Raw genomic sequence first — 22,010 nt, 5'->3', positions numbered from 1 at the left:
TTATCACGCCTATTTGTTGTCAGATCAGCTTAGCGGGTAGTTCCGCCTGAGTAACCATTTGTGGATGGACCATTCGTCGTATTTCCGATTCCATTGGTATTACGCGGAGCTGGCGTATAACCGCTTGGACCGGTCATCGTTCCGGCACGGGACGGGAAGATACGCTGAATCAGCGAGCTGAAATCACTCTCGACGCCGCGAAGCATTTGTCCGCCCTGGGACTGTGTTGCATAACCGCTGACGCGGGATACAAACTCAGGATGGCCGGAGACATGAACATTCTGGATATGCGGCGCGGAAGCCTTGATTTTGCCCTCGATTTCAATCTTCAGCGATTGCGGGATAGTATCCAGTGGACCGGTACCATTCGTACCATAGCTGCCGCTCGTGCCATGAGTTCCATAGGAACCGGTTGTTCCGTTAGTTCCATTGAGCCCTGTTGTACCATTCGTGCCATAGGTTCCGTAGGTACCTGTATTTCCGTTAGTTCCATAGGAACCGCCAGTACCATAGCCACCTGTAGTCCCGCCAGTGCCGTTCATGTAGCTTCCATTCGTGCCTCTCAAGCTATTCGAACGAAGCCCATTGGCGTCCAGCCCGTTGCTGCTGAAGTTATTGGCTCCATTCAAACCTGGATGATTCGTATTCATGGTTCCATTCCCAGTAGTTGTGCCCATCCCTCTACTGTTCATGATGTTCCCATTCATTCCGGTAGCATTCGTATTTGTGCCGCCAATTCCAGGGGCATAACCAAAGCCTGTGCCCGCGGAGGATCTTGGACCGCTGCCACCTCCGTAAGAGTAATAGGAGTTACCGGATAGTCCTCCGTTCATACCGCCATAATAGCCAGTTCCCATGTTGGTTCCTGCTCCTCTGCCATCGGCACCATACGTACCGTAAGTACGGGTACCGCCTGTTCCACTTGACCCGTAAGTTCCCCCGCGGACTGCATCCAGGAGACTTCCGGCAACACCGGATCTTCCGATGCCATGGCCCAGACCATCAGCTCCAGTACGGCTTCCTCCCGGAGTTACGCTCTTGGCGCTGTATCCCGCACCTGAAGTTCCATGTGGTCCATGAAGGGTCACGGCTACATAAGCGTCACGGTCAGTGACCAGAACCTGTGCAGTTCTGACTTGGCTCAGCGAAGACACCTTGTTGCTCAGTACCGGGCTGTATTTCAGGCCCATAATGCGGTTGTTCTGTACCGAATTCAAGTCATAACGATTCCCTGTCTTCGCATTCTGGGTACGAAAGTTATTGTTATTATTCGGGTTCTTGCCACAACCTGTAATCCCAACCATACCAGCAAGAAGGGCAGCCGATAATGTTAAGCTAACAACCTTTCCTCCACGCATGAATTCATCCCCCATCATCACTTTTAGTTAATAAATAAGGACTAACAGGGATTAGAATGTGCCTTGCTGTGCGTGTGTATTCAGTTAAGATTTAGCAGGGAATAAATTTGGCCGTTATATATACCCACACCATAATCAATAGGCTTTCATACCATATTCTAGTATCTCTAGAACCTCTGCGGGAGGATGAGCACATGAAAATTTTGTTTACCTTTTATGTTCCAAGCGGCGGAGTCGAGACTTTGAACAGACTCCGTTGTGAAACCCTGCGTAGATATGGTGTTGAAGGACACCTGCTCTATACAAGCCCCGGTTCCGGGCTTCAAAATATTACAGATACCCCAACTTACGTTACAAATTATGATGAAGACATCACGCAAATCTTAGAGGCTCAGAAGTTTGATGCCATTGTCGTTACTTCCGACTATTTGATGACCGAGCGACTTCGCCGGCTTCAATTTCCAGGCCCCATTATATTTGAAGCTCAAGGATTTGGAACGATGGAGCAGGCACACAGATTAGTGGAAGACGCCTCCTTTTACCTCAAATCCTACTGCCAGGCTGTGGTCCTTCCCCCCACCTCCCACCTTATCGAACTGTTCAACCAGGTATGCCCTTGGCTGCGCCAATTCATTATAATGAACATGGTGGACACCGCTGTATTTCATCCCCGCGATATCGGGGTCTCTTCCCACCCCATCCTGGGATGGGTAGGACGGCTGGAGAAGAATAAGAATTGGGTCGAGTATTTGGCTATCGCCCATCGTCTCTCGCAAAGATTACCTAATCTTGAACTGCGAATGCTCACAGACGAGACACTGGCTGCACCGGAAGAGCAATATAATTTCAAGAAATGGGTAGCTAACTTAAATTTAACCCGCTTACAGACAGTATCCAACGTTCCACACAACCAAATGCCGAATCAATACTCGATGATAGCCAATTCAGGGGGATTTCTATTATCCACGTCCATGGTGGAGGGATTCGGTTATGCGGTAGGTGAAGCCATAGCCTGCGGCTGTCCGGTAGTGAGTACAGATTCCGACGGAGTAAGATCTTTCATTAAGCATAATCAGACCGGTAAATTTTACAGGCTTGGAAATATTGATGAAGCTGTAAGTGAAGGGCTGGATATGATGCGCAATCTTCCGTTAAGACAGTATATATGCGAGCAGGGCATTCGGCTAATCACAGAATCTTTTTCCCCAGCAAATTATGCCATGTCCTTCATTCAGATGATGAACTGTCTCGATATCAGTTAGTTTCACTAAGCTTATCTAATAAAATATGGAGCCAGCCTTGGAGGAGTCCTGCCAGGGCTCTTTTTCTGTAATAATGCCACGTTTGTAACCTACTGTTGGTCCAATCATTTTGTAGAAACCATCATAAATTAATAGTGTAGTTCAAATAATATAGAGGTGATGGATAAAATGGTCCAAGTTATAGATTTCGGAAAAAGTATTGCTGCATCGTTAAGTCAATCGATTAATGTGCCTATACTGGGTGCCCCCCAGCAAAATGTATTGAGTGAATATGGTCTCTTCGTTCCTGAAGGAGGACAAGCGCTGATTAATGCCACGGTAGGTCTGCAGACAACGCTGGGCGTTCCCGATTTACTCTTCACCATACTTCGGAACGGTTCGCAAATCTTCACTATCCGGACCGGCGGCCTTGCTGTCAATGCTTTTAATGATGTAAGCTTTAGCTTCGTAGATACAAATGTTCCCCAGGGTTACTATGCCTATACTCTTGTTGTATCCATCACCAACCCAATCGAGCTCAACCTCGCGAACGTAATTGGACCAGTTATCTTCTCAGGTCTCTCTCTAACCGCATCCTGACTTATTATGTATCAAAATACAGGATACCCCCCGGGTATCCTGTATTCATGCTAATCAGCCAATTTATGAAGTTGATATTCACTTAGTACACCGATCACCACACCATATTCGTTCTTCAGGTACATTCTGACCACACAATGACCCGGTGTGAACCTGTTCGTTATAATACGTAGATTAATAGGATCATTGTAGATCCCCACATTCTGAATTAGTGCACTTCCATTTGGTGAACTAGCTGGACCAATTCGGTAAAGAAACCTGAACAATTCGTTCCTGGAATCTTGTGCATCCAAATAGACATCATAGGTCTGTGCCCCAGAGTTCGCGATAACAATATCCATCAGGTGAATGTTATGGCCCTCCAGCAGACTCCTGTTCATCGTAAAAGTATAGTAAGCCACCGTACCTCCTCCTTTGTGACAGTATATGATGGTCTGTCGTGTCAGTTTGGACCCCGGCGGACAAGAGAACTGCGGATCCAGCGCCCTTTTTGTTCCCCGTCTCGTACCTTAGAGTGATCGGTACATAAAATAAACTGAGATACCCCTTCAAGTGCAGAGGAGGATTCATGATGAAAATATTACTCGTGACCTATTGGTGGTTAACAAGTATGGGCGGAATACGCACTTACATGAATCAACTCGCAGATCGTCTGAGAACTCACGGGCATGAAGTGGACCTGATGGGTACAGACCTAGGCACCAATTCCGTATATGTGGCGGGACAGAATCGCCGGTTCTCTAAAGACTCGGTTCTTCCCTTGATTCGCCAGAATCTGGCGGGTGCACCGCTTCCGCAGCTTCATGGATGCCCCCAAGCTATGGCCATCGAGAGTGACCGGTATGCATTTGAGATGGGTGCCGCAGCGCTTGGCGTGAATCATTATGATTTAATCCACGCCCAAGATCCTATCGCCGCGCTCAGTATTAGAAGAATCCTCCGCAGTCCGATTCCACTGCTTGTTAGCTTTCACGGTTCCCTGGCAAGGGAAGGTTACCATGACTCCCGTTCCTTCCATCCCGAGCTCACTTGGACCGAATTTCGTTCAGGAACCTACGGTAAGCATTATGCTTCGCTGGAGTATCTCGGAGCGGAAGCTTCGGACCTTATACTTGTCAGTTCTGGTTGGATCAAGGGCCTGATTGTAGAGTCCGGAATCCCTGCGGCGAAGATCCGCCAGGTACCTTACGGAATAGATATTCCTGCCTTTCTGGCTCAGTCGTCCGCAGAATTCCCCAAGGCAAAAAATCCTGACAGGAAGCTCATCATGTATACGGGGCGGCTCGAATACGTGAAGGGCGTCCAGGTACTTATAGAAGCTCTTGGGCTTCTAAGCAGAACCCGCAGCGATTGGAAGTGCTGGATTATCGGGGATGGCGGCATGCTTACGCAGCTCCAAAACCGCTGCGTAGAACTGGGAATCGACCGGGAGGTAGAGTTTCTGGGTGTGATTGATAATATCCCCTCAGCTCTCAAAAAGGCGGATATCTATGTCCAGCCGAGCCTTCAGGATACCCAGCCTTTCTCACTGACAGAAGCACAACTTGCCGGAGTCGCTTCCATCGCTGCGAATACCACGGGAATGCCCGAAATGATCCAGGAAGGCGTCACTGGATTATTGTTCGCTCCCGAGGACCCTGCCTCATTATGCGCTCAGCTCAGCCGTCTACTTAGTAATCCCGGGGAGAGAAGCACTCTTGGATATCATGCTAGCCAGTGGGTCTTCAGGAACCGAACGCTTGCTCAAATGTATCAGGGAACTTGGCGGGTCTATCAAGAACTGACAGGAGGTTAAGAACGAATAATGGAATTGAAAGTACCTAGTGACTTGTACAATGCGTGGTTTCTATACCCTGCTGGATCGTCAGGTATGGCTGTAAGTTATTTCGTATTAAATACAATTATGGAGAACCTGCCGGACAATTATGTAATACCCGATCCCAAGGTGATGAGCTGGATCGAATAGCAGCATGTAACAACCAAAGAAAAACAGCCATAGAATTGGCTGTTTTTCTATTTTACCGCCATATAATCTCATTCACAGCCTGCTGAAAAGCCTCTACACTGCGCTCCCAGGTGTACTCATAAGATACCCGCTCACCTTCACGTGCCAGGGACTTACGGAGAACCGGGTCCTCAACCAACCGGATTATATCCTGTGCCAGACGGTTCTCATACCGGTAGGACATTAAGCAATTCCGCTCATGTCGTCCATACTTTAAGTTCCCGCCGGAGTATACCGTGACTAGTGCAGCCCCGCACCGCATAGCCTCCAGGCCTGGTAGGGATCCCGCATCGTAAGTACCGGAGCTGACGAATATATCCGTGTGGTTATAATGGTAACGCAGCTCAACATCATTCGCAGGAGTCAGAATCCGGTATCTTCCGGTATCCCGGAGTCCCTGCAGGTTAGGAGATTCTTGAAACTCCTGGGGAGGACAGATAAGATTGATGATTACTTCAGGGTGACGAGCCTGAACCAGGTTAAGCTGGGAGATTAAGTAGTCTTGCTCGCGATGCCAGGAGAATTGACTCTCGATCCTTCTCAGTATGGCAGAGATATTTAGTGGTTCCGCTATCTGTTCCCGGATATGGAGGTTCTGGAAATAGGGGCTGACTCCAATCGGGACAATATGCCCCTTGATCCCATGCAGAAGCTGGATTAGATCCTGCTGCCATTCGGAGAGAACCAGCAGATTGTTTGTCATATGATAAGTGGGAAAGGAGAGATGATTGTCATAAAGGAATGCCGGTTCATAGCATAGAGACAGCCGGATATGAACCCCCTTGCCCATCTCGCTTGCCGCCTGCGAACAGGCAACCGTTGTGTAGAAGTTAGATACGATGACATCGCTTTGAGGAAAGTCCTCTGCGTACAGGTCCATGTTCCCCGTCTGGATGATGTGGGAACGAACCTCATACTCTACAACGCCTTGTTTGGGCATAACAATCGTCACTTCATGGCCAAGACCAATAAGTCCGTTCGTAATCTCGGCGAGCATTCGCTGAGCCCCGCCATGACATAGCGTTACAATGGGAAAAGTAAATTTCATCCCCGGCCCCTCTCTTTCTCAATCAAGGTTCGCAGGGTACTCCCATACTTGCTCTGTATGACCAGCATATCCTGCTGAATCTCATCCCAGTGATTCAGCGTCCCCATTGTTCCATGTACCCGGTATTCAAGCAGACTTTCATCCAGATAGTGAAAATCGAAATGCTGCAGAAGTCGAAGCCATAGATCATAGTCATGGGTATAGCGGCGCTGTTCATCAAACATCCCAATGCGTTCGAAAATATACATATGCAGCATGACACTGCAGCCATTTATAGGACACCCGCTGAGCAGCGTCTCATAAAATTCCTTCTTAGTAGTAAAATTAGCGTGAATTTCCCCCGTCCGGCTACCAGATGCATCAATATAATAATAGGCTGTATGGCTCGCAATCGAACCAACCCTATCCATAAAGGCAAGCTGCCGCTCAACTTTCTCCGGAACATAACGGTCATCTGCGCTGAGCCATGCAAAGTATTCTCCAGTGGACTTCGTGATGCCATAGTTCAAGGCACTGGCCGTGCCTCCGTTCGGCTTATAGAAGTAACGGATCTTGTCTTTATACGGTTCTAATAAATGCCGGTACTGCGTGGACCCATCATCCACAACGATAACTTCGATATTTTTGTAGGTCTGAGCAAGTGCGCTAGCGATGGCCTGATCGATATATTCGCAGTTATAAAATGGGATCACGATCGACACTTTAGGTTGAGCACTCATGTCATAGCACCACTTTCCCGCTTTGTTTTACTGATATTAGTCCTTACCTTTCATCAGTTTCCAAGCAAAGATCGCATCGACAGGCGGATGATCCACCCCGTAGGCTTCCACAAATGAACGGTTCTCCGCGTGATGGAAGTTCTTAAATACTTTCACGTTATATCCGAGCTGAAGCAATTCATCGCTCTCCCAGCCGCTATAATGCTTTTGATATTGCTCCCCGCTCAGCCCGTAGTTATCTACTCCCTCCTGAGGGAAGAAACCACGCGGCGTAAATATAATAACCTGGTCTCTTGCAATATTCTCCGCATCCTTCAGAACCTTAAGCCCATCCTCTTTCGTAAAATGCTCCAGTGAGTCTATGAGCGTCACTGCAGAAATGGAGTGCGGCATGAACAGTTCACCTATTCGTGTGGCATCTGCATGAATCGGAATAGCCCGGCGCGGAAGATGGATCAGGTGCTCCAAGTAGGCCCGGTGGATATCCACCCCAATGATGATTTTGCTGTCATAATGATCCCACATGGCACCGATCCCGCAGCCGATATCCAGCACGCTGTCAGCGAACCTCAGCCGCTCCCGGAGTGCCGATATAAAGCGGGGTTCCTCGGTCTCTTCATACATACACTTTCCCCCTTCGACTCGGTCCGTCATCCGAAACTGGAGAGTTGGAGCTTAAGACGGCGTAATAGATATGAGATTTCTAAGCTGCTCCGAATAACGGGAACGGACAAACTCTATTTCCCCGGCAATGACTGCACTATGACGAAGCGTGCCCATACCGGTGTGCCAGCGGTAAGCAGTCAGATTCTCATTCAAATAGGGCAGCGACAGCCCCGCCAGTACAGCCCGCATCCAGAACTCATAATCGTGTGTGTAGGTCAGACTCTCATCAAATAGACCGATCTGCCCGAACAAATCCCGGCGGGCCATCACGGTACACCCATTAACCGGATTGCTGTTAAGGAAGCTGCTGTACAGCTGAAGTGGGGTAAGCGGATCGCCCCCTGCCCCGTGGCGGGTTACCGCCCCATGTTGGTTAATATAATTGAAATTCGTAAATGAGATTGAAGCCCCCGTCTGCTTCATGAACTGGACCTGATGCTTAATTTTATTTTTGTAAAATAAATCATCCGAGCTCAGCCAGGCAATATACTCTCCCGATGCATGCTGAATTCCGTGATTCAGAGCCGTTGCTGTGCCCCCGTTGGCTTTTCCTAGATAATAGACACTCTTCATGTAAGGTTTGATCAGCTTCGTATAGCTTGTAGAACCGTCATCCACCACGATAATTTCGATATTGTCATAAGTTTGCTTCAGGGCACTCTTGATCGCCTGCGCAATATAAGGACAATTATAAAAGGGAATTAGGATTGATACCTTTGGATTCACAGCCACTCCGCCCTTTCCACCCGAAAATAGTCCAGAATATCGCCCAGGGACTGTTTCCAGGCATATTCCGGCTTCCATCCCAGTTCCCATAAACGCTGAGGCTGTACAGCTTCATCAGCACCGCTCCCTGGGGCATTTCCGGCTTCAATAGCGACTTCTGCAGTTGATAACGATTTAAAAAGATCTGCCACTTCGCCAAGTCTGCGCTCCAGACCTGAACATACCGGGGTAACACTCCCGGTCTCCCCATGCAGAAGGAGCACCTCGTATGCGGCAACGGCGTCCCGGACATCCAGGAAGTCCCTTCGTTCTTCAGCCGAGGATAGACGAAAAGGCTTCTGATGTTCCCCCTGCTCGGCGTTCACGACATACTTGGCGAGCAGCGCACATATACCGGTGGAAGGGCCTGGTCCTATCAAATTGCCCGGTTCGGCGACCAGCACGTCCTGATGAAACAGCTTCCCCCAAGACAAAGCAGCCATCTCTTGTATCGATTTGCTTAGTGCATACGGATGTGTCGGATCCAAAGGCACGCTAAGTTCGAACTTGAGCCGGGAGCCGGCAACAAGAACACGGCTTGCACACCCTGATTCGCGAAGTGCCTGAAGCAGATACAAGCTTCCCATAATGTTGCTCTCCATATATAACAAGGGTTCTCCCCAGGATTCCGGCACAGAGTTCTTCCCGCCTAAATGTAGAACATACCGGGGATTAGCCCGCTTGACCAACTGCCGAACCTGCTCCTTGTTGGTAAGATCACATTTGATGTACTCCACACCCGGCTCACCCTGCCTAGGCGTATTACGGACGGCGGCAGTGACGTGATAGCCTTTATTTACAAAGTAACGACAGGCATGACGGCCGGTAAATCCGGCCGCGCCTGTAATAAGCACATTAATTTGGCTCATAACGACTCATCCATTCTGCAAGCTCCCGCAGCATCACAGGATAGGCGGGAAGTTTAAATTTGACGTCAGGGCGGGTGGATACCAGGGTCCGATCTAGATCAGGCTCATCAGAGGGGATAATACGGATATCTGTCTTGTTCCAAGTCTCCTTGAACATATGCAGCAGCTCATACTTGCTGACCGTATCCGGATGGGCCAGATGAATAAGACCGGAGAGCTCCGAATCAAGTGAGGCATCTATAACTTTAGCCAGTTGAAGCGTAGTCACTCCGTTCCACAGCACACGCCGGTAACCTGACACGTCCCCAGTCTGACTCAGGAACCATCCGAGAAGACCAATACCCGAGGGACGGATCTCCGGCCCGATGATCGAGGTGCGGATCGTCAGATGGCCTTTACTCCGAATCTCTCCCAGCGCCTTCGTTATGGCGTAAGAGGAAGTTCCGTCGGGCTCATCCTCCTCCGTGTATTTGCCGCGGGTGCCCAGAAAGACACAATCTGTGCTGATATGAATCAACCGGGCGTTTATGGACTCAGCCGCACGCCAAAGCCGATGAGGCAGGAAGCCATTGACGTGGTAAGCCCCGATTTTGTCCGTCTCTGCAGCCTGGTTCAGAACCCCCACCGCATTAATGATCACATTCGGCCGGACGATCTCCACCGCTTTCTCTACGGTGGTCAAGTCGTTCACATCAAGGACAAGGCCCTGCGGATCCTGAAGGTTCCGGGTTGTATAGAACACTTGATGCTTGCCCTGCTCTTTGAAGTAGCGGACCAGCAGATGACCGGCCATCCCACTTCCGCCAAATATGAGCAGCTTCATGACAAGAAACCTCCCCGTATGAGGATGTCTTTTATCTCCTCTTTGGTCATAAGATTCTTCTCGGAGCTGAAGCTTGAGAAGGATACCCGCGGGGAATGCTGGTAAAACTCTTTCAAATTTGGAATGTTCAGCGTAGGAAGAATCACTAAATATTCTTCGTCGTAGACGACGGTAGTCTGGCTTTCGAAGTCACTCATAAGAATTTCATGTATCTTCTCACCTGGACGAGTTCCTGTCTCGATGATTTCTACATTTTCCTTGCCAGAGGCTTCAATCAGCACCTCGGCAAGATCGACAATTTTGCATGTCGGCATAGTCATCACGAATATTTCTCCGCCTAGGCTCTCTACTGAAGCTTTGAACAGAAGCTTGATCGCATCAGGCAGGGTAAGAAAGAACCGGGTCATCTTCAAATCCGTGATTCTGACCTGTCTCTTCTGCTCAATCTGGTTCATGAATAAATGAACAACGCTGCCGTTCGTTCCAAGCACGTTGCCGCCGCGGACACAGACGAACTTCGTACGGGTAGGAAGCAGATTCGCGTAGACAATAAGCTTCTCTCCGATAGCCTTGGTCATCCCATAGAAATTGGACGGATTTGCAGCCTTGTCGGTGGAAATATAGATCACTTTCTTCACGTCATTATCCATCGCGGCATCAATCACATTCTGGGTGCCGATCACGTTCGTCTTCAGCGCTTCATAAGGCTGGTCTTCACAGACCGGTACATGCTTCAGCGCCGCTAGATGGAACACATAGTCGACATTTTTGCAGGCTGCTGTCAGCGCCTCCTTGTCCCTGATATCACCGATACGGAAAGTCAGACGATCATCTTCAAAGGTACGGCTCATGGCTACCTGGGTCGATTCGCTTCTGGAGTATATAATGATCTCTTTGGGCTGCTGTGGGAGCAACTGCTTGATCAACTCATACCCCCAAGAGCCGGTCCCGCCTGTGACTAATATGACTTGATTATTAAACATGCTGTTTCCCTCCAAGCAAGAATTTAACTACCTTCTCCGAAACATGATCTGCCAAATAACCTTCAGGGCATTCCCAATTGCGGTCCATTTCCGTCATCAGCCTTACAGAATCCGCAATGCGGTCCGCATCCATTCCAGAGATAATGTTGCTGCCGCAATCGACAGTCTCGGGACGTTCAGTTGTCCTGCGGAGCGTCACCGTCGGCACATGCATAATGCAGCACTCTTCCTGAACGGTACCGCTGTCCGTCAGCGCGCACAAGGTGTGCCGCTCCAAGTGAACAAAATCGAAGAATCCGAACGGCTCATGAAATTCAACGAGTGGATTCATCTGCAGCGTGAAGTCCTTCTCTATACGTGACTTTGTTCGAGGATGCAGACTGCAGATTAACCTGCGGCCATAAATTTCAGCTACCTTATTAAGGCCCTTCATGATTTCAAGCAGATGCTCCGGACGGTCCACATTCTCAGCCCGGTGAGTTGTAACCAGGAAATAGTCTCCTGGCTTAACATCTAGCTTCTTCAAAATGTCACTGCCTAATATCTGTGCCTCATAGTGCTTCATAACTTCGTAGATGGGATTGCCGGTCAGCACGATCCGGTTGCTCGGTACTCCCTCCTGAACCAAATGCCTCTTGCTTTGCTCGGTATAGGGCATGTTAATTGTAGAAATGGCATCAATCACCTTGCGGTTCTTCTCTTCAGGTACATCAAGATCAAAGCATCGGTTGCCTGCTTCCATATGCACGACTGGGATACCCATGCGTTCTGCGAGTATCGCACACAAGGCACTGTTCGTATCTCCGAGCAGGAGCACCTTATCAGGTTTCTCCTTCTCAAGGATCGCTTCGGCTTGCAGGAACATGGCGGAGAGCTGCCCACCAAGGGAAGCCTGCCGATCTTGCAGCACATAATCAGGAGAACGCAGACCGAGCTGAGTGAAGAAAATTTCGCTTAGGCTGGAGGTAAAGTTCTGACCCGTATGCACCAAAATATGCTTTTCGGCATATCGGTCAAGCATGGGAATAATCAAACTTAGCCGAATGATTTCAGGACGTGTTCCCAAAATCGTCATAATCCTCATGTGCTCAACTCCTTTTCTACTCGGACGATTCACAGCACCCTCGCCGTTCCAGCTGAATTAAGCCGTCTTTTTAGACCGCTTCTTACGTTTATGGGTGCTGGACAGACTTCTCAATCTGCCTCTTGAACGCTTGTTAGCCGATTTGACGGGCCGGCCCACTCTGGATTTCCTCCTGTGGGTACCACTTTTTAGAGCCCTTCTCCGCTTTGCCCGCAGTGCTTTGCTCTTCCCTTCGTGTCTTCGGCGAAGCCCCAGCTTACGGCGCTTTCTCTTCCTGCGCACAGATTTCGCTGCATTGCTGAACTGTTCAACTCCCGGCTCCGGTGCTTTCACATTAGACGGCTTAAGTGAGATACAGCGCAGACCATTCACGCCTTCTTCGAGCTGAACAAGATCCGGATGGTGCAGAGACCACTGAATCAACAACTGCCTGAGCCTCTCTTCAAAGGCCTGGGGTCCAAACACTTCATTCACCCGCTGCAGATTCATAGCCGCCGTTCTGGCTGAAAGTACTGGATCACTCAGCAGCAGCCTTACTCTATCAGCCAGATGATGGGTATTCCCTGTTTCTGCCAGCAAATACCCTGAACCAGCTACCTCCAGAATCTCCTGAAGCCCGCCTGAAGCATAGGCGACAACCGGCTTCCCATAAGTCATAGCCTCGAGTGCCGTTAACCCGAATCCTTCCGGCATGAGACTTGGCACAACCACAATATCCATGGCACAATAGGCAGCCTCCACCGATTCCTCGAAGACTACGAAAGTAAAGCGGGCCTTATATTCCGAGACGTTCACTTTAGATAGACATTTGGCGTAGAACTCCTGGTCTATAATCCTTCCAATCACGAGAAAGTGAACATTCTTATCGACTATACATAAGGACAGTGCCATATCAATGAAATGCTCCAAACCTTTTTCCTGTGTCAAAAAAGAAGAAATATATCCGATCAACCGATGATCTGGACGAAGCCCCAGCTCCGCCCGCTTGCCTTCACGGATCTGTTCCCACTGCTGTGGATGAACCGATTCCGGATTCCAAGAGGGAAATAGAATCCCCACTTTCTCAGCTGCAGCTGTGCCTTGAAATACGGAGACCGAAGATTCAGAAATGCCTGTGATCCATCTGCTGTACTTATCAATCAAGCTTATAGCCAGCGGGGTGTATTCATTGATGACCATGGTCTCTGTAATGTTCCAGATAACCGGAATACCTAGAGAAGAGGCTGCCATGGCAGGCAGAATATTTACACAGGTATTGGTCAGGACAAAGTCAGGCTGCTCGTCACGTATCATCTCGGCCAATCTCTGACATCCCAGACTGTTTCTCAGCCGTTCCGCTTCTTTATCCAGATTGGCTGCCGGGGTATACATTTCATGAAGCAGTGAATAAGCTTGTATCTTTGTTCTTAATCCGAGTTGTTTGGCCCGCTTGGTCAGCTGCCCTTCCTGGGGGACAACCAGAACACATTCAAAGTAAGGAGACAGTTTTTGGCAAAATAGCAGCAGCAGCTTCTCAGCACCCGTAATACTTCGGGTATTACTCACATGCGAGAACAGCAGCAGCTTCGCTTTATTCCCCATCGCTATAGGTTCTCCTTCGCTTAACCGAAGAGGAACGGTTCACCTCCGTCTATACCTAAAGTTCATTTCAGCCGAAAATTACGCTCAGCATTTCATTGATCCGGTGGGAGTAGGTATGTTCCGCGTAGGTTCTTTCAAGCCCTCTTAGAGCAATATCGCGCCGCTCCTTCTCATGGGTTAAATAGAAATCCACCTTCTCCAGCAGCTCCTGCGGAGAATTATAAGTCTCTATCTCCACACCCGGTTTGTAGAAGCGGGCAAGATCCGCTCTCTGATCAATCAGCTGAAGTGTTCCACTGGCTGAAATTTCAAAGGTTCTTGGGTTAGGCGAGTCGGCCGGCAGCTTCACGGCATTGTTATTAATCGTATCGTCATCATGAGCACGGTGAAGATTTATGACTACCTTCGAACCGCTATATACCTCTGCGGTCTCTTGAGGTCCCATCCATTTGCCAAGCTCAATCCGGTCCGCATATAAAGGATATTCGGGCAGACGATCCCACCAAATTCCGTTGATTCCAAGTCCCCGCTCCATCAGACCTCCAAGGATCGGAGTCAAGAAATTGATCCGGTTCCAGTAGCCAGAACCTATGAAGCTAATCTCACGGCGGATGGATGACATCGTACGAACAGGTTTATAGTGCTCCGTAAAGGCTCCGAACGGCAGGTAGTGCACATTAGGACAGCCAATCTGCTGGTAAAATGCCACACAGTTGAGTTCGAGTGTGAATACATAATCATAATGGGGGGTGAGATGAACGGTGATATCTGTGTAATAGGGATCATCTGTTAGCCAGACAGCCGTCTTAACTCCCATCGCCTTGATTGCCTCTACCTCTTCCACTCTCAGATCCATTCCATCCAGCGAAAGGAGAAGATCTGGAGCATGCTGATCTGCCAGCTGAGCAACAGCCTGACGAGGATCGGTCACAATCACTTCGGCAGTAAGTGAACGAAGCGTCGTAATCACAGCTTCATCAATTGGAGAGTAAGGGAAACCCTTACCTGACGCCACATACAGAACACGGATGTTCCGCATAGGAAATGAATTGCGGTACCGGTTCACGATAACGTCCGCACGGCCCCGAAGGTAACCCTCGTCGTAACCGTCCTGTAGACCAGCGGCTCTTCCCCGGCTTCTCGGATCCGCTCCGAGATCAGCGGGGATACGCAGCGCTGCGGTCTTTACCCGTTTTCTCAACATATCTTCACTCCTAAACAAGTATTGTGCGGTAGCAATTCCAGGATGATCTTATTCATGAAGGCATTGCTACAGCGAGCAGCCTGCGGACGCGATCCCTGTAGGTATGGTACTTACGAGTCGTCCAGAGTGACCGCCAGGCCATGGTGATTCGCTCCTGCTCATGTTCCAGATAGTAGGTGATTTTCTCCTGAAGTTCTTGTCTGCTGGAGAATGTCTCGATATCATAGCCAGGGCGGTAATACTTTGTCAGGTCTTCACGAATATCAGTAATCTGAAATGTTCCACAAGCGCTAATCTCATAAGTGCGGGGATTAATGGAGCGGCCAGCCAAGTTTCGGCTGTTTCGATTGTCCTGTCCCGCCTGGGTCGGCCGGTGGACGTTAATGACAATCTTGGCTCCATTGTAGTAACGGACGGTCTCCTCCGGATCAATCCAGCCATGCTGTACACAAGAGGCAAGCTTCTCCTTATTGCTCAGCCGGTCCCAGAAGCCGCCCGCAATGAGCACTTTTTTGCCTTCGAGGAAAGAAGCCATACCATCGAATAATGCGACTCTATTCCAAAAGGCGTTTCCAATGAAACAAATATCATACTGATACTGCGGCTGGGCCGGCTGTGGTCTGAACAACTCTAAACTGGCTGCAAGCGGGAGATAATGGACATTCCGGCATCCGATCTCCTTGTACAGCGTTACACCTGCGAGCTCATGCGTAAAAACTTCATCGTAATGCATTGCTAATGATGCTGTTTCATCGGATAAATACGGATCATCCACGAACCAGACTGCCGTCCGAATTCCCATCGCCCGGATCTCATCGATATGCGCAGCGTGCTCAGGTGGAAATACATGAAGTCCGTTCATTACAAGCACGAGGTCCGGACGTACCCGCGCAGCCTGTGCCAGCATTTCGGCAGCCTGTGTTACGATACACGCTGCAGTTACTTCTTCCAGCGCACTTATTACTCCCCGGTCAATGGCATCAAATCCCTGCTGAACATACATCACCCGCAGATTACATACTTCCGGTGGTCCCACTGGTATTTGTCCAAGTACAGCCTGACAGCCCCCGAAACGATAACCTTCCCAATAGCCGGGGGGGGTGCCGCCACGCTGATCTGCTTCGAGCAGAGTCCTCACGGCACTCATCCTATCTGTCTTGGTTTAAAGATCCCTATACATATATGCACCGGGGTCACGTGTATCATGGACGACTACCCTTACGGGGAAAAATTGGCGAATAGCGGGGGGGAGGGAAAAAGGGAGAATGAGCAAGGTGGGCTTGAAGCATGCGTGGGCGTGAATTGAGCGTGAATTGAGCGTGAGTAATGCGTGAGTAATGCGTGAGTATAGCTTGAGTAGAGCTTGAGTAGAGCTTGCGCGGAGCTTGAGTAGAGCTTGGGTGAGTGTAGATAGAGCGGAGGTAGAGTGTGTTTAGGTCGCTGCGGCTCCCGGATCATCCCTTCGATCGCTGTTGTCCCCGGATTCCCTTGATTGAGATAGATGCGGCCTAGAATCCGGGGACAAAGGCGAACGCTCCGCTTCTACAGGACGATTCCGGGTTCCTCCGCTGCATCATGCGGACTTCTACGCTCGGAGTATTCTAGGCAGCTCTTGTGGGACTCAACGTTCTGTGTACTCCAGGTAGAANATCATCCCTTCGATCGCTGTTGTCCCCGGATTCCCTTGATTGAGATAGATGCGGCCTAGAATCCGGGGACAAAGGCGAACGCTCCGCTTCTACAGGACGATTCCGGGTTCCTCCGCTGCATCATGCGGACTTCTACGCTCGGAGTATTCTAGGCAGCTCTTGTGGGACTCAACGTTCTGTGTACTCCAGGTAGAAAGTACTCTAACTTAGCGAGGATTCCCGCACTGGGGCCATTGCTGTGGGGGGGCGGCTCATCCTATTTTTCCAAGGGGTAGGAGGAAAAGTCGTTTGAGCTATCCTGCTCAAACTTTCGGTGATTACGGGTTACTCGGGGGAGCCTCCGATGCTTCGTGCGGACTTCTTCTACGCTCGGGTTATTCTAGGCAGCTCGTGTGAGACTCAATGTTCTGAGTACTCTAGCTAGCGAGTACTCTAACTTAGCGAGGATTCCCGCACTGGGGCCATTGCTGTGGGGGGCGGCTCATCCTCTTTTTCCTACTTAAATAGCTGCATTTATCTTAAGCAAGACAATAAGAAAGAGACTGGCGGAGATATGCTTCTCCTATCAGTCTCTTGCGGATTAATCTAATCAATTAGGGGCTGTGGCCGGGAATTAGCGATCCGGATCGCTGTATGCGAGCCGGTGGCCGTCCTCGAAGCCTTGGGCGAATCCAGCATTGAAGCCTTCCTGGTAAGTTTCACTATAGCCCTGCTGATATTCACCTACAGGGTCTCTTACTACTGGAGCTGCTGCGGGAACCACCTGCGGAAGGTCTTCCAGGCGGCGAAGCCTCTTCTTGCGCCGCGAGATTCTACGCTTTAACAATTTGCGCTTCAACAATTTATGTTTTAAGATGCTTTTGCGTGTCCGGCGTGCTGCTGATCTGCCTGAACGTGGCCTTTTGACTCCTTGTCTGCGCAGCTTTCGCGTGCGGATTCTGGTTTTCCTCGACACAAGAAGCCTTCTGCTGCGGCGGGCTGCCGAACGCTTTTTCCTTGTTGCCATCAAAATTCCTCCTGTTCTCCCCGGGCTGCATATGCTGCATGATCTAGAGCTTCATTGATCCACGGCGTTGTAGGAGTTCCATAGTATTGGCGATTCAGCCTCACGCCGGTCAGCATTTGGGCCATCGCGCTCTGATAATTGGTGAGTACTCTTATATTCTCATACAGCTGCTTAGACACTGCTTCGGACTGCTCCGTTACATCGGCGATACTGTCCAAGATCCGGGCCAGGGCTTCCTGGCTCTTCACCAGAGATTGAACCAGCTGCAGCTTAACCTCATGCTCGGATGGGGTAGGAGGAATCATTTTTCCATATCCCCAAGATCAAAACCCCCACCTCCGAACATACCTCCCATACCACCGGAGTCATTCGATTCTTCCTGCGGCGCAAGCACCGCTTTCAAATTGCTGCTTAACCCGGTCTGAAGCTTCGTAATTCCTTCAAGCACCTCAATGATTTGCTCATGAACAGTTATCGGCTTCGAAAGCTGGTTCTCATGATCGTCAAAGCTGTGACCATGCAAATGATTCAGTGTCCAATTTCGCACCTTCTCGGCTTCTACAGCCTTCGCTTCAAGCATCATAGCCACATTCCACTGAATTTTGGCTGAGGCATCCAGCATATTCAAATAGGCTTGATTTCGGCTCATATGATCAACTCCGCTTTGGTCATTCTATTCTTCATCTTCCGCATTCATTTCCTTAATCACAAGGCCCAAATTCTCAGCGAGAGCCTCCTGAAGATCAGCCAAAGCGTTTAAGTATGAAACCACATTTTTATTCACACGCCCCGCATTCTCCATCAGCCCGTCTATCCCGTCAAAGGACGGCTCTGAATCAGGCAAGTCATGCACAATCTGAGCCATCCGGACGGCGACCTGTCTCTCAGCGTCAATAACCCGTGCCATCTGCTGATGGGAGTGGGACATATGAACAATAAGATCCGTGATTTTCTGCTCCACTCTGCTTCCTCCCTGCCAGCTGCCTTTTAAGCTGCCCGGTATTCTCTTCTACTCCAACATATGCGCGAGCAAAAGGGTCCGTTCCAATTAGAGATCTTCATTACAATAGATTGTTACCCTAAATCATAAATGAACCGAAACCAGGCCATTTCGGGCCAGAATAGGAAGACCCTCCTGCAAATTCTGAATTGCCTCCGGCGCTTGGTCCAGAAACCGGTCGGTAAGTCCCCAACTATCCGCAGCATAGCCGGTAATAAATTCTCTGTATTTATTCTGCTGAACCTGAACCATCCGCCCATCCGATAGGCGATACAAGGATCCTTCTCGTCCTTCATTCTGCAATTTACCTGCCCCAAGTCGCAATCTCAATTCCTCTGCACGAATCGATCTACCCATCACAAGCTGCCCTAAATCCAATATAGACATTTGAACCGGGACTGATAATCCATGCATATGTGGTATATAGTTGACCACCGGCCGCTTTATCCCATTTTCCAGCCAATAGTTTCTCCCTCTTAAATCGCTTACCAGAATATGATCCGGGAAATAATCCGCCGACTTCAGGGCCGGGTTCAACATTCCGTGGTTAACAAGGGTGTGAAGACGCTTATATGGATCTCCCCATTTGTCAGCTAACAATCGGCTGTTCTCTTCATTAATTTGGCCTTCCTCAAAGCCCGGCGCCCCGCCAGTCTGGCTTGTCACATGATGAATGAAGCTGTCTCCCGCTATGACCATCACCCGTCCAAGATAACGAAGGCGTATCATCCAATCGTTGTTCTCCACATTTCGAAGCCTGTAATCCTCATCGAAGTATCCTGTCTTCTCCAGTGTCTCCCGCTTCATCAGTACACAAAAGCTTGCAAGCCGATCAGTAAGCTCCCAGCGACGGCTGTCCTTCTGGTTATACTTGGCGGCGAAAGTCCGCATTTCAGCTGCTGTGTTGTAAGAAACCTCCATCTGCTGCGGTCCTTCAATATTGTTCGTAACCGGGCCGACTGCTCCGATATCCGGCCTGCTTTCAAGACACAGGAGCATGTTATTCAGCCAATACTCGGTCACCAGCATATCGGGGTTAAGCCATGCAATATTTTGCCCTTTGGACATCATTAGTCCTGTATTCACCGCTCTGGCAAAACCCAGATTAGCCTGGTGGACGCCAACCCGAATGCCTCCCCCACGTCTGCGGAGAGCTTCTACCGTTCCATCGGTGGAAGCATTGTCTACAACGATAATCTCATAAGGCATCGGCGTATTTGCCTCTATACTATCTATACAGTTCATCAGCAGCTCCCGGCTGTTAAAGGTCGGAATTATGATGCTGGTCCCTTCAAATCTACTTGTGAAAGCTTCCTGCCCCAGTCTAACTCCCTGTTCATACCCGGCCTTCCACCCCCGGCTGAATTGCTTGTGGTGACGCGGACCCGATGTGGATTCGGAAGGTATGGATGCAGTTACATGCTTTGACACCCTTACTTTGTGTCCTGCCATACTCGGCTTGGTTCTGACTCTGTGCGGCATAGGGTGGCCCTCCTTAAGGTAAGCGCTGTACAACCTTGGCAGATAACTTCCTTAAATATCATGCGCCCTGAAGGAGCAGTAATAGGAGGAGATGCCTTCCGGCTCCGCCTCCCCATCCTGAACACCTCCAAAAAAACTAGTTACGACCGTACCCAAAAATGTAAACATCTTAACTGCATCATATATAATTTCTGTTTGCCGTCATAATCCCCCGCGGTATTCCCCGCTTTCAATCCGGCGAAGCCATTCTTCTGACTGAACATACCATTTTACAGTACTGTCCAGGCCCTCTGCCAGATAGATCGCAGGCTTCCATCCGAGCTCCCCCTGAGTCTTGGAGGGATCAATCGCATACCGATTGTCATGTCCCAGTCGATCAGTTACAAATTCCAGCAGACTGTGAGGCTTGCCCAGTAAATCCAGAATATATTCAGCCAGCTTCAGGTTACTCATCTCGTTATGTCCACCAATATTGTATACCTCTCCTGGACTCCCCTGACGAAGCGCCAGATCTACAGCCCTACAGTGATCTGTGACATGAAGCCAATCGCGGACATTCTTCCCGTCACCGTATATAGGAATCTTCCGGTTCTTAAGAGCACGTGTAATAATCGTGGGTATCAGCTTCTCCGGGAACTGACGCGGACCGTAATTATTGGAGCAGCGGGTAATGATTACCGGCAACCCATAGGTATGATAATAGGATCGAGCCAGAAGATCAGAACCCGCCTTACTTGCAGCGTAGGGACTGTTTGGAGCAAGCGGAGATTGTTCTGTGAAGAATCCATCATCGCCCAGACTCCCGTACACTTCATCTGTTGACACATGAACGAATTTCTTCACATTATGTCTTCGTGCTTCTTCGAGTAGATTTAAAGTCCCGAGCACATTGGTCTCTGCAAACAAATCAGGGGTGGAAATGCTCCGGTCTACGTGCGATTCAGCAGCAAAATGTACAACCCCATCGATTTGATCCACAAAGGCCTGGCGGATCTGTTCCGCAGACCTGATATCTCCCCGAATCCAGCGGTAGCTCGGATTATTCCGGAAGGATTCCGTATTATCCGGATTCCCGGCATAGGTTGCCGCATCGAGATTAACAATATGAAGGGAAGGGTATTTCTCAAGCATATACTCTATAAAGTGACTTCCTATGAAACCCAGCCCTCCTGTAACAAGCAGACGAATCACGGCTGAACCCCCTTCATCTGCTGACCGGCTTCTTCCAAAGATTCGAATGTTCCCGCATCTCCCCACCATTTATGCAGGACATCATATTCAAGCTTGCCCCGCCGGGCATATGCATTGTTCACATCGGTAATCTCCAGTTCTCCCCGGCTTGAAGGGGTTATGCCGCGAATGGCCTCAAAGACAGTATCATCGTACATATAAATCCCTGTGACGCAGTATCCTGACTTAGGCTCTGAGGGCTTCTCTTCGATATACGAGATCAATCTGTCATCATGTTCATCGAACACAGGCACTCCGTATCTTCTTGGATCATCGACCTGCTTAAGCAGCACCCTCGCGCTCCCATAAGGCTGCTGGATAAACTTGTTTATAAATGGGGTTAAATCATCCAAGAATAGATTGTCTCCAAGCAGTACAACAAATCGTTCCCCAGGAGCAATATAACTTCGCGCCAAATCCAGAGCCTCGGCTATTCCCCCGGCGGCCTCTTGTATTTTATAAGTAAGACTTACACCAAGAGCCTCTCCGCCTCCAAGAAAGTCTGTATATAATCCAGCCGACTGTTTCCCGATGACGATGAGAATATCGGTGATGCCTGCCTGGCGGAGTCGGTCAATAGCGTAGCTCACCATCGGCTGCTTGCCCACGGGGAGCAGATGCTTGTTGATGAGACGGGTTAGCGGATTAAGCCTGGTCCCTGTCCCGCCCGCCAAAATCACGCCTTTCATGGATTCTC

24 protein-coding genes are annotated in these 22,010 nt (G+C 49.6%); 4 read left to right on the top strand and 20 right to left on the bottom strand.

Features of this window, described 5'->3' with window-relative positions:
• Nucleotides 1–29: 29 nt before the first annotated feature.
• Nucleotides 30–1,358 (bottom strand): YhcN/YlaJ family sporulation lipoprotein, encoded by a 1,329-nt coding sequence (locus EJP77_RS15755; RefSeq protein WP_127200199.1) that lies wholly within the window; start codon nucleotides 1,356–1,358, stop codon nucleotides 30–32.
• 194 nt (nucleotides 1,359–1,552) lie between these two features.
• On the opposite strand from EJP77_RS15755, the gene EJP77_RS15750 reads away from it, so the two are divergent.
• Complete coding sequence (locus tag EJP77_RS15750; protein WP_127200198.1) at nucleotides 1,553–2,620, top strand: glycosyltransferase family 4 protein; 1,068 nt, start codon at nucleotides 1,553–1,555, stop codon at nucleotides 2,618–2,620.
• 168 nt (nucleotides 2,621–2,788) lie between these two features.
• Nucleotides 2,789–3,199 carry a hypothetical protein gene (locus EJP77_RS15745; RefSeq protein WP_127200197.1) on the top strand — a complete coding sequence of 137 codons (411 nt, stop codon included), beginning with the start codon at nucleotides 2,789–2,791 and terminating at the stop codon, nucleotides 3,197–3,199.
• Nucleotides 3,200–3,249: 50 nt separating this feature from the next.
• On the opposite strand, the gene EJP77_RS15740 is transcribed toward EJP77_RS15745, so the two are convergent.
• A complete protein-coding gene (locus EJP77_RS15740) occupies nucleotides 3,250–3,600 on the bottom strand; it encodes a hypothetical protein (protein WP_127200196.1) in 351 nt (116 codons plus the stop codon).
• Nucleotides 3,601–3,767: 167 nt separating this feature from the next.
• Between EJP77_RS15740 and EJP77_RS15735 the strand changes: the two genes are divergently transcribed.
• Nucleotides 3,768–4,994 carry a glycosyltransferase family 4 protein gene (locus EJP77_RS15735; protein ID WP_127200195.1) on the top strand — a complete coding sequence of 409 codons (1,227 nt, stop codon included), beginning with the start codon at nucleotides 3,768–3,770 and terminating at the stop codon, nucleotides 4,992–4,994.
• A gap of 9 nt (nucleotides 4,995–5,003) precedes the next feature.
• Nucleotides 5,004–5,165: a hypothetical protein gene (locus tag EJP77_RS20720; RefSeq protein WP_185897371.1), complete on the top strand. Its 162-nt coding sequence runs from the start codon at nucleotides 5,004–5,006 to the stop codon at nucleotides 5,163–5,165.
• A gap of 52 nt (nucleotides 5,166–5,217) precedes the next feature.
• Here the strand turns inward: EJP77_RS20720 and EJP77_RS15730 are convergent, their stop codons facing one another.
• The 18 genes from EJP77_RS15730 to EJP77_RS15645 all read right to left on the bottom strand — a co-directional run bounded on the left by EJP77_RS15730 (nucleotide 5,218) and on the right by EJP77_RS15645 (nucleotide 22,002).
• Nucleotides 5,218–6,252, bottom strand: coding sequence for a glycosyltransferase family 4 protein (locus tag EJP77_RS15730; protein ID WP_127200194.1), 1,035 nt, complete (start codon nucleotides 6,250–6,252; stop codon nucleotides 5,218–5,220).
• The gene (locus tag EJP77_RS15725) at nucleotides 6,249–6,971 is read right to left on the bottom strand and encodes a glycosyltransferase (protein ID WP_127200193.1); all 723 of its coding nucleotides are present in this window, start codon (nucleotides 6,969–6,971) and stop codon (nucleotides 6,249–6,251) included. The genes EJP77_RS15730 and EJP77_RS15725 overlap by 4 nt, the downstream gene beginning before the upstream one ends.
• A 36-nt stretch (nucleotides 6,972–7,007) precedes the next feature.
• Nucleotides 7,008–7,595: a class I SAM-dependent methyltransferase gene (locus EJP77_RS15720; protein ID WP_127200192.1), complete on the bottom strand. Its 588-nt coding sequence runs from the start codon at nucleotides 7,593–7,595 to the stop codon at nucleotides 7,008–7,010.
• Between the two features lie 51 nt (nucleotides 7,596–7,646).
• Entirely contained in the window at nucleotides 7,647–8,363 is a 717-nt protein-coding gene (locus tag EJP77_RS15715) for a glycosyltransferase (protein ID WP_127200250.1), read from the bottom strand.
• On the bottom strand, nucleotides 8,360–9,271 hold the full coding sequence (locus EJP77_RS15710) for an NAD-dependent epimerase/dehydratase family protein (protein WP_127200191.1): 912 nt from the start codon (nucleotides 9,269–9,271) through the stop codon (nucleotides 8,360–8,362). The genes EJP77_RS15715 and EJP77_RS15710 overlap by 4 nt, the downstream gene beginning before the upstream one ends.
• The gene (locus tag EJP77_RS15705; RefSeq protein WP_127200190.1) at nucleotides 9,258–10,094 is read right to left on the bottom strand and encodes a dTDP-4-dehydrorhamnose reductase family protein; all 837 of its coding nucleotides are present in this window, start codon (nucleotides 10,092–10,094) and stop codon (nucleotides 9,258–9,260) included. The genes EJP77_RS15710 and EJP77_RS15705 overlap by 14 nt, the downstream gene beginning before the upstream one ends.
• Nucleotides 10,091–11,077, bottom strand: a complete 987-nt coding sequence (locus tag EJP77_RS15700; protein ID WP_127200189.1) for a polysaccharide biosynthesis protein — start codon at nucleotides 11,075–11,077, stop codon at nucleotides 10,091–10,093. Before EJP77_RS15700 ends, EJP77_RS15705 begins: the two co-directional genes overlap by 4 nt.
• Entirely contained in the window at nucleotides 11,070–12,161 is a 1,092-nt protein-coding gene (wecB, locus tag EJP77_RS15695) for a non-hydrolyzing UDP-N-acetylglucosamine 2-epimerase (protein ID WP_127200188.1), read from the bottom strand. Before wecB ends, EJP77_RS15700 begins: the two co-directional genes overlap by 8 nt.
• 57 nt (nucleotides 12,162–12,218) lie before the next feature.
• Nucleotides 12,219–13,742, bottom strand: coding sequence for a glycosyltransferase family 4 protein (locus EJP77_RS15690; RefSeq protein ID WP_127200187.1), 1,524 nt, complete (start codon nucleotides 13,740–13,742; stop codon nucleotides 12,219–12,221).
• Between the two features lie 67 nt (nucleotides 13,743–13,809).
• Nucleotides 13,810–14,946 carry a CgeB family protein gene (locus EJP77_RS15685; protein WP_127200186.1) on the bottom strand — a complete coding sequence of 379 codons (1,137 nt, stop codon included), beginning with the start codon at nucleotides 14,944–14,946 and terminating at the stop codon, nucleotides 13,810–13,812.
• 52 nt (nucleotides 14,947–14,998) lie between these two features.
• Nucleotides 14,999–16,093 (bottom strand): CgeB family protein, encoded by a 1,095-nt coding sequence (locus EJP77_RS15680; RefSeq protein WP_127200185.1) that lies wholly within the window; start codon nucleotides 16,091–16,093, stop codon nucleotides 14,999–15,001.
• A gap of 1,115 nt (nucleotides 16,094–17,208) precedes the next feature.
• The gene (locus EJP77_RS15675; RefSeq protein WP_127200184.1) at nucleotides 17,209–17,601 is read right to left on the bottom strand and encodes a Yae1 family protein; all 393 of its coding nucleotides are present in this window, start codon (nucleotides 17,599–17,601) and stop codon (nucleotides 17,209–17,211) included.
• Entirely contained in the window at nucleotides 17,601–17,906 is a 306-nt protein-coding gene (locus tag EJP77_RS15670; RefSeq protein WP_127200183.1) for a hypothetical protein, read from the bottom strand. Before EJP77_RS15670 ends, EJP77_RS15675 begins: the two co-directional genes overlap by 1 nt.
• Nucleotides 17,903–18,250 carry an alpha-helical endospore appendage domain-containing protein gene (locus tag EJP77_RS15665; protein WP_127200182.1) on the bottom strand — a complete coding sequence of 116 codons (348 nt, stop codon included), beginning with the start codon at nucleotides 18,248–18,250 and terminating at the stop codon, nucleotides 17,903–17,905. The genes EJP77_RS15670 and EJP77_RS15665 overlap by 4 nt, the downstream gene beginning before the upstream one ends.
• Nucleotides 18,251–18,274: 24 nt before the next feature.
• The gene (locus EJP77_RS15660; protein ID WP_127200181.1) at nucleotides 18,275–18,562 is read right to left on the bottom strand and encodes a nucleoside-diphosphate sugar epimerase; all 288 of its coding nucleotides are present in this window, start codon (nucleotides 18,560–18,562) and stop codon (nucleotides 18,275–18,277) included.
• 123 nt (nucleotides 18,563–18,685) lie between these two features.
• Nucleotides 18,686–20,083, bottom strand: a complete 1,398-nt coding sequence (locus EJP77_RS15655) for a glycosyltransferase family 2 protein (protein ID WP_127200180.1) — start codon at nucleotides 20,081–20,083, stop codon at nucleotides 18,686–18,688.
• A 201-nt stretch (nucleotides 20,084–20,284) separates the two neighbouring features.
• Complete coding sequence (gene rfbB, locus EJP77_RS15650) at nucleotides 20,285–21,271, bottom strand: dTDP-glucose 4,6-dehydratase (RefSeq protein ID WP_425464258.1); 987 nt, start codon at nucleotides 21,269–21,271, stop codon at nucleotides 20,285–20,287.
• On the bottom strand, nucleotides 21,271–22,002 hold the full coding sequence (locus EJP77_RS15645; RefSeq protein WP_127200178.1) for a sugar phosphate nucleotidyltransferase: 732 nt from the start codon (nucleotides 22,000–22,002) through the stop codon (nucleotides 21,271–21,273). The genes rfbB and EJP77_RS15645 overlap by 1 nt, the downstream gene beginning before the upstream one ends.
• Nucleotides 22,003–22,010 lie beyond the last annotated feature (8 nt).

It is taken from the genome of Paenibacillus zeisoli (assembly GCF_003994465.1).
Taxonomy (GTDB): domain Bacteria; phylum Bacillota; class Bacilli; order Paenibacillales; family Paenibacillaceae; genus Fontibacillus; species Fontibacillus zeisoli.
This window is presented reverse-complemented; position numbering and strand designations above follow the sequence as displayed.

Excerpts from the sequence above, each read along its gene's own strand:
- EJP77_RS15745 (WP_127200197.1), top strand. The coding sequence starts at position 2,789 with ATGGTCCAAGTTATAGATTTCGGAAAAAGTATTGCTGCATCGTTAAGT.
- EJP77_RS15755 (WP_127200199.1), bottom strand. The coding sequence starts at position 1,358 with ATGCGTGGAGGAAAGGTTGTTAGCTTAACATTATCGGCTGCCCTTCTT.
- EJP77_RS15645 (WP_127200178.1), bottom strand. The coding sequence starts at position 22,002 with ATGAAAGGCGTGATTTTGGCGGGCGGGACAGGGACCAGGCTTAATCCG.
- EJP77_RS20720 (WP_185897371.1), top strand. The coding sequence starts at position 5,004 with ATGGAATTGAAAGTACCTAGTGACTTGTACAATGCGTGGTTTCTATAC.
- EJP77_RS15700 (WP_127200189.1), bottom strand. The coding sequence starts at position 11,077 with ATGTTTAATAATCAAGTCATATTAGTCACAGGCGGGACCGGCTCTTGG.
- EJP77_RS15735 (WP_127200195.1), top strand. The coding sequence starts at position 3,768 with ATGATGAAAATATTACTCGTGACCTATTGGTGGTTAACAAGTATGGGC.
- EJP77_RS15720 (WP_127200192.1), bottom strand. The coding sequence starts at position 7,595 with ATGTATGAAGAGACCGAGGAACCCCGCTTTATATCGGCACTCCGGGAG.
- EJP77_RS15725 (WP_127200193.1), bottom strand. The coding sequence starts at position 6,971 with ATGAGTGCTCAACCTAAAGTGTCGATCGTGATCCCATTTTATAACTGC.
- EJP77_RS15750 (WP_127200198.1), top strand. The coding sequence starts at position 1,553 with ATGAAAATTTTGTTTACCTTTTATGTTCCAAGCGGCGGAGTCGAGACT.
- EJP77_RS15675 (WP_127200184.1), bottom strand. The coding sequence starts at position 17,601 with ATGGCAACAAGGAAAAAGCGTTCGGCAGCCCGCCGCAGCAGAAGGCTT.
- EJP77_RS15705 (WP_127200190.1), bottom strand. The coding sequence starts at position 10,094 with ATGAAGCTGCTCATATTTGGCGGAAGTGGGATGGCCGGTCATCTGCTG.
- EJP77_RS15685 (WP_127200186.1), bottom strand. The coding sequence starts at position 14,946 with ATGTTGAGAAAACGGGTAAAGACCGCAGCGCTGCGTATCCCCGCTGAT.
- EJP77_RS15670 (WP_127200183.1), bottom strand. The coding sequence starts at position 17,906 with ATGATTCCTCCTACCCCATCCGAGCATGAGGTTAAGCTGCAGCTGGTT.
- wecB (WP_127200188.1), bottom strand. The coding sequence starts at position 12,161 with ATGAGGATTATGACGATTTTGGGAACACGTCCTGAAATCATTCGGCTA.
- EJP77_RS15665 (WP_127200182.1), bottom strand. The coding sequence starts at position 18,250 with ATGAGCCGAAATCAAGCCTATTTGAATATGCTGGATGCCTCAGCCAAA.
- EJP77_RS15710 (WP_127200191.1), bottom strand. The coding sequence starts at position 9,271 with ATGAGCCAAATTAATGTGCTTATTACAGGCGCGGCCGGATTTACCGGC.
- EJP77_RS15655 (WP_127200180.1), bottom strand. The coding sequence starts at position 20,083 with ATGCCGCACAGAGTCAGAACCAAGCCGAGTATGGCAGGACACAAAGTA.
- EJP77_RS15680 (WP_127200185.1), bottom strand. The coding sequence starts at position 16,093 with ATGAGTGCCGTGAGGACTCTGCTCGAAGCAGATCAGCGTGGCGGCACC.
- EJP77_RS15690 (WP_127200187.1), bottom strand. The coding sequence starts at position 13,742 with ATGGGGAATAAAGCGAAGCTGCTGCTGTTCTCGCATGTGAGTAATACC.
- EJP77_RS15730 (WP_127200194.1), bottom strand. The coding sequence starts at position 6,252 with ATGAAATTTACTTTTCCCATTGTAACGCTATGTCATGGCGGGGCTCAG.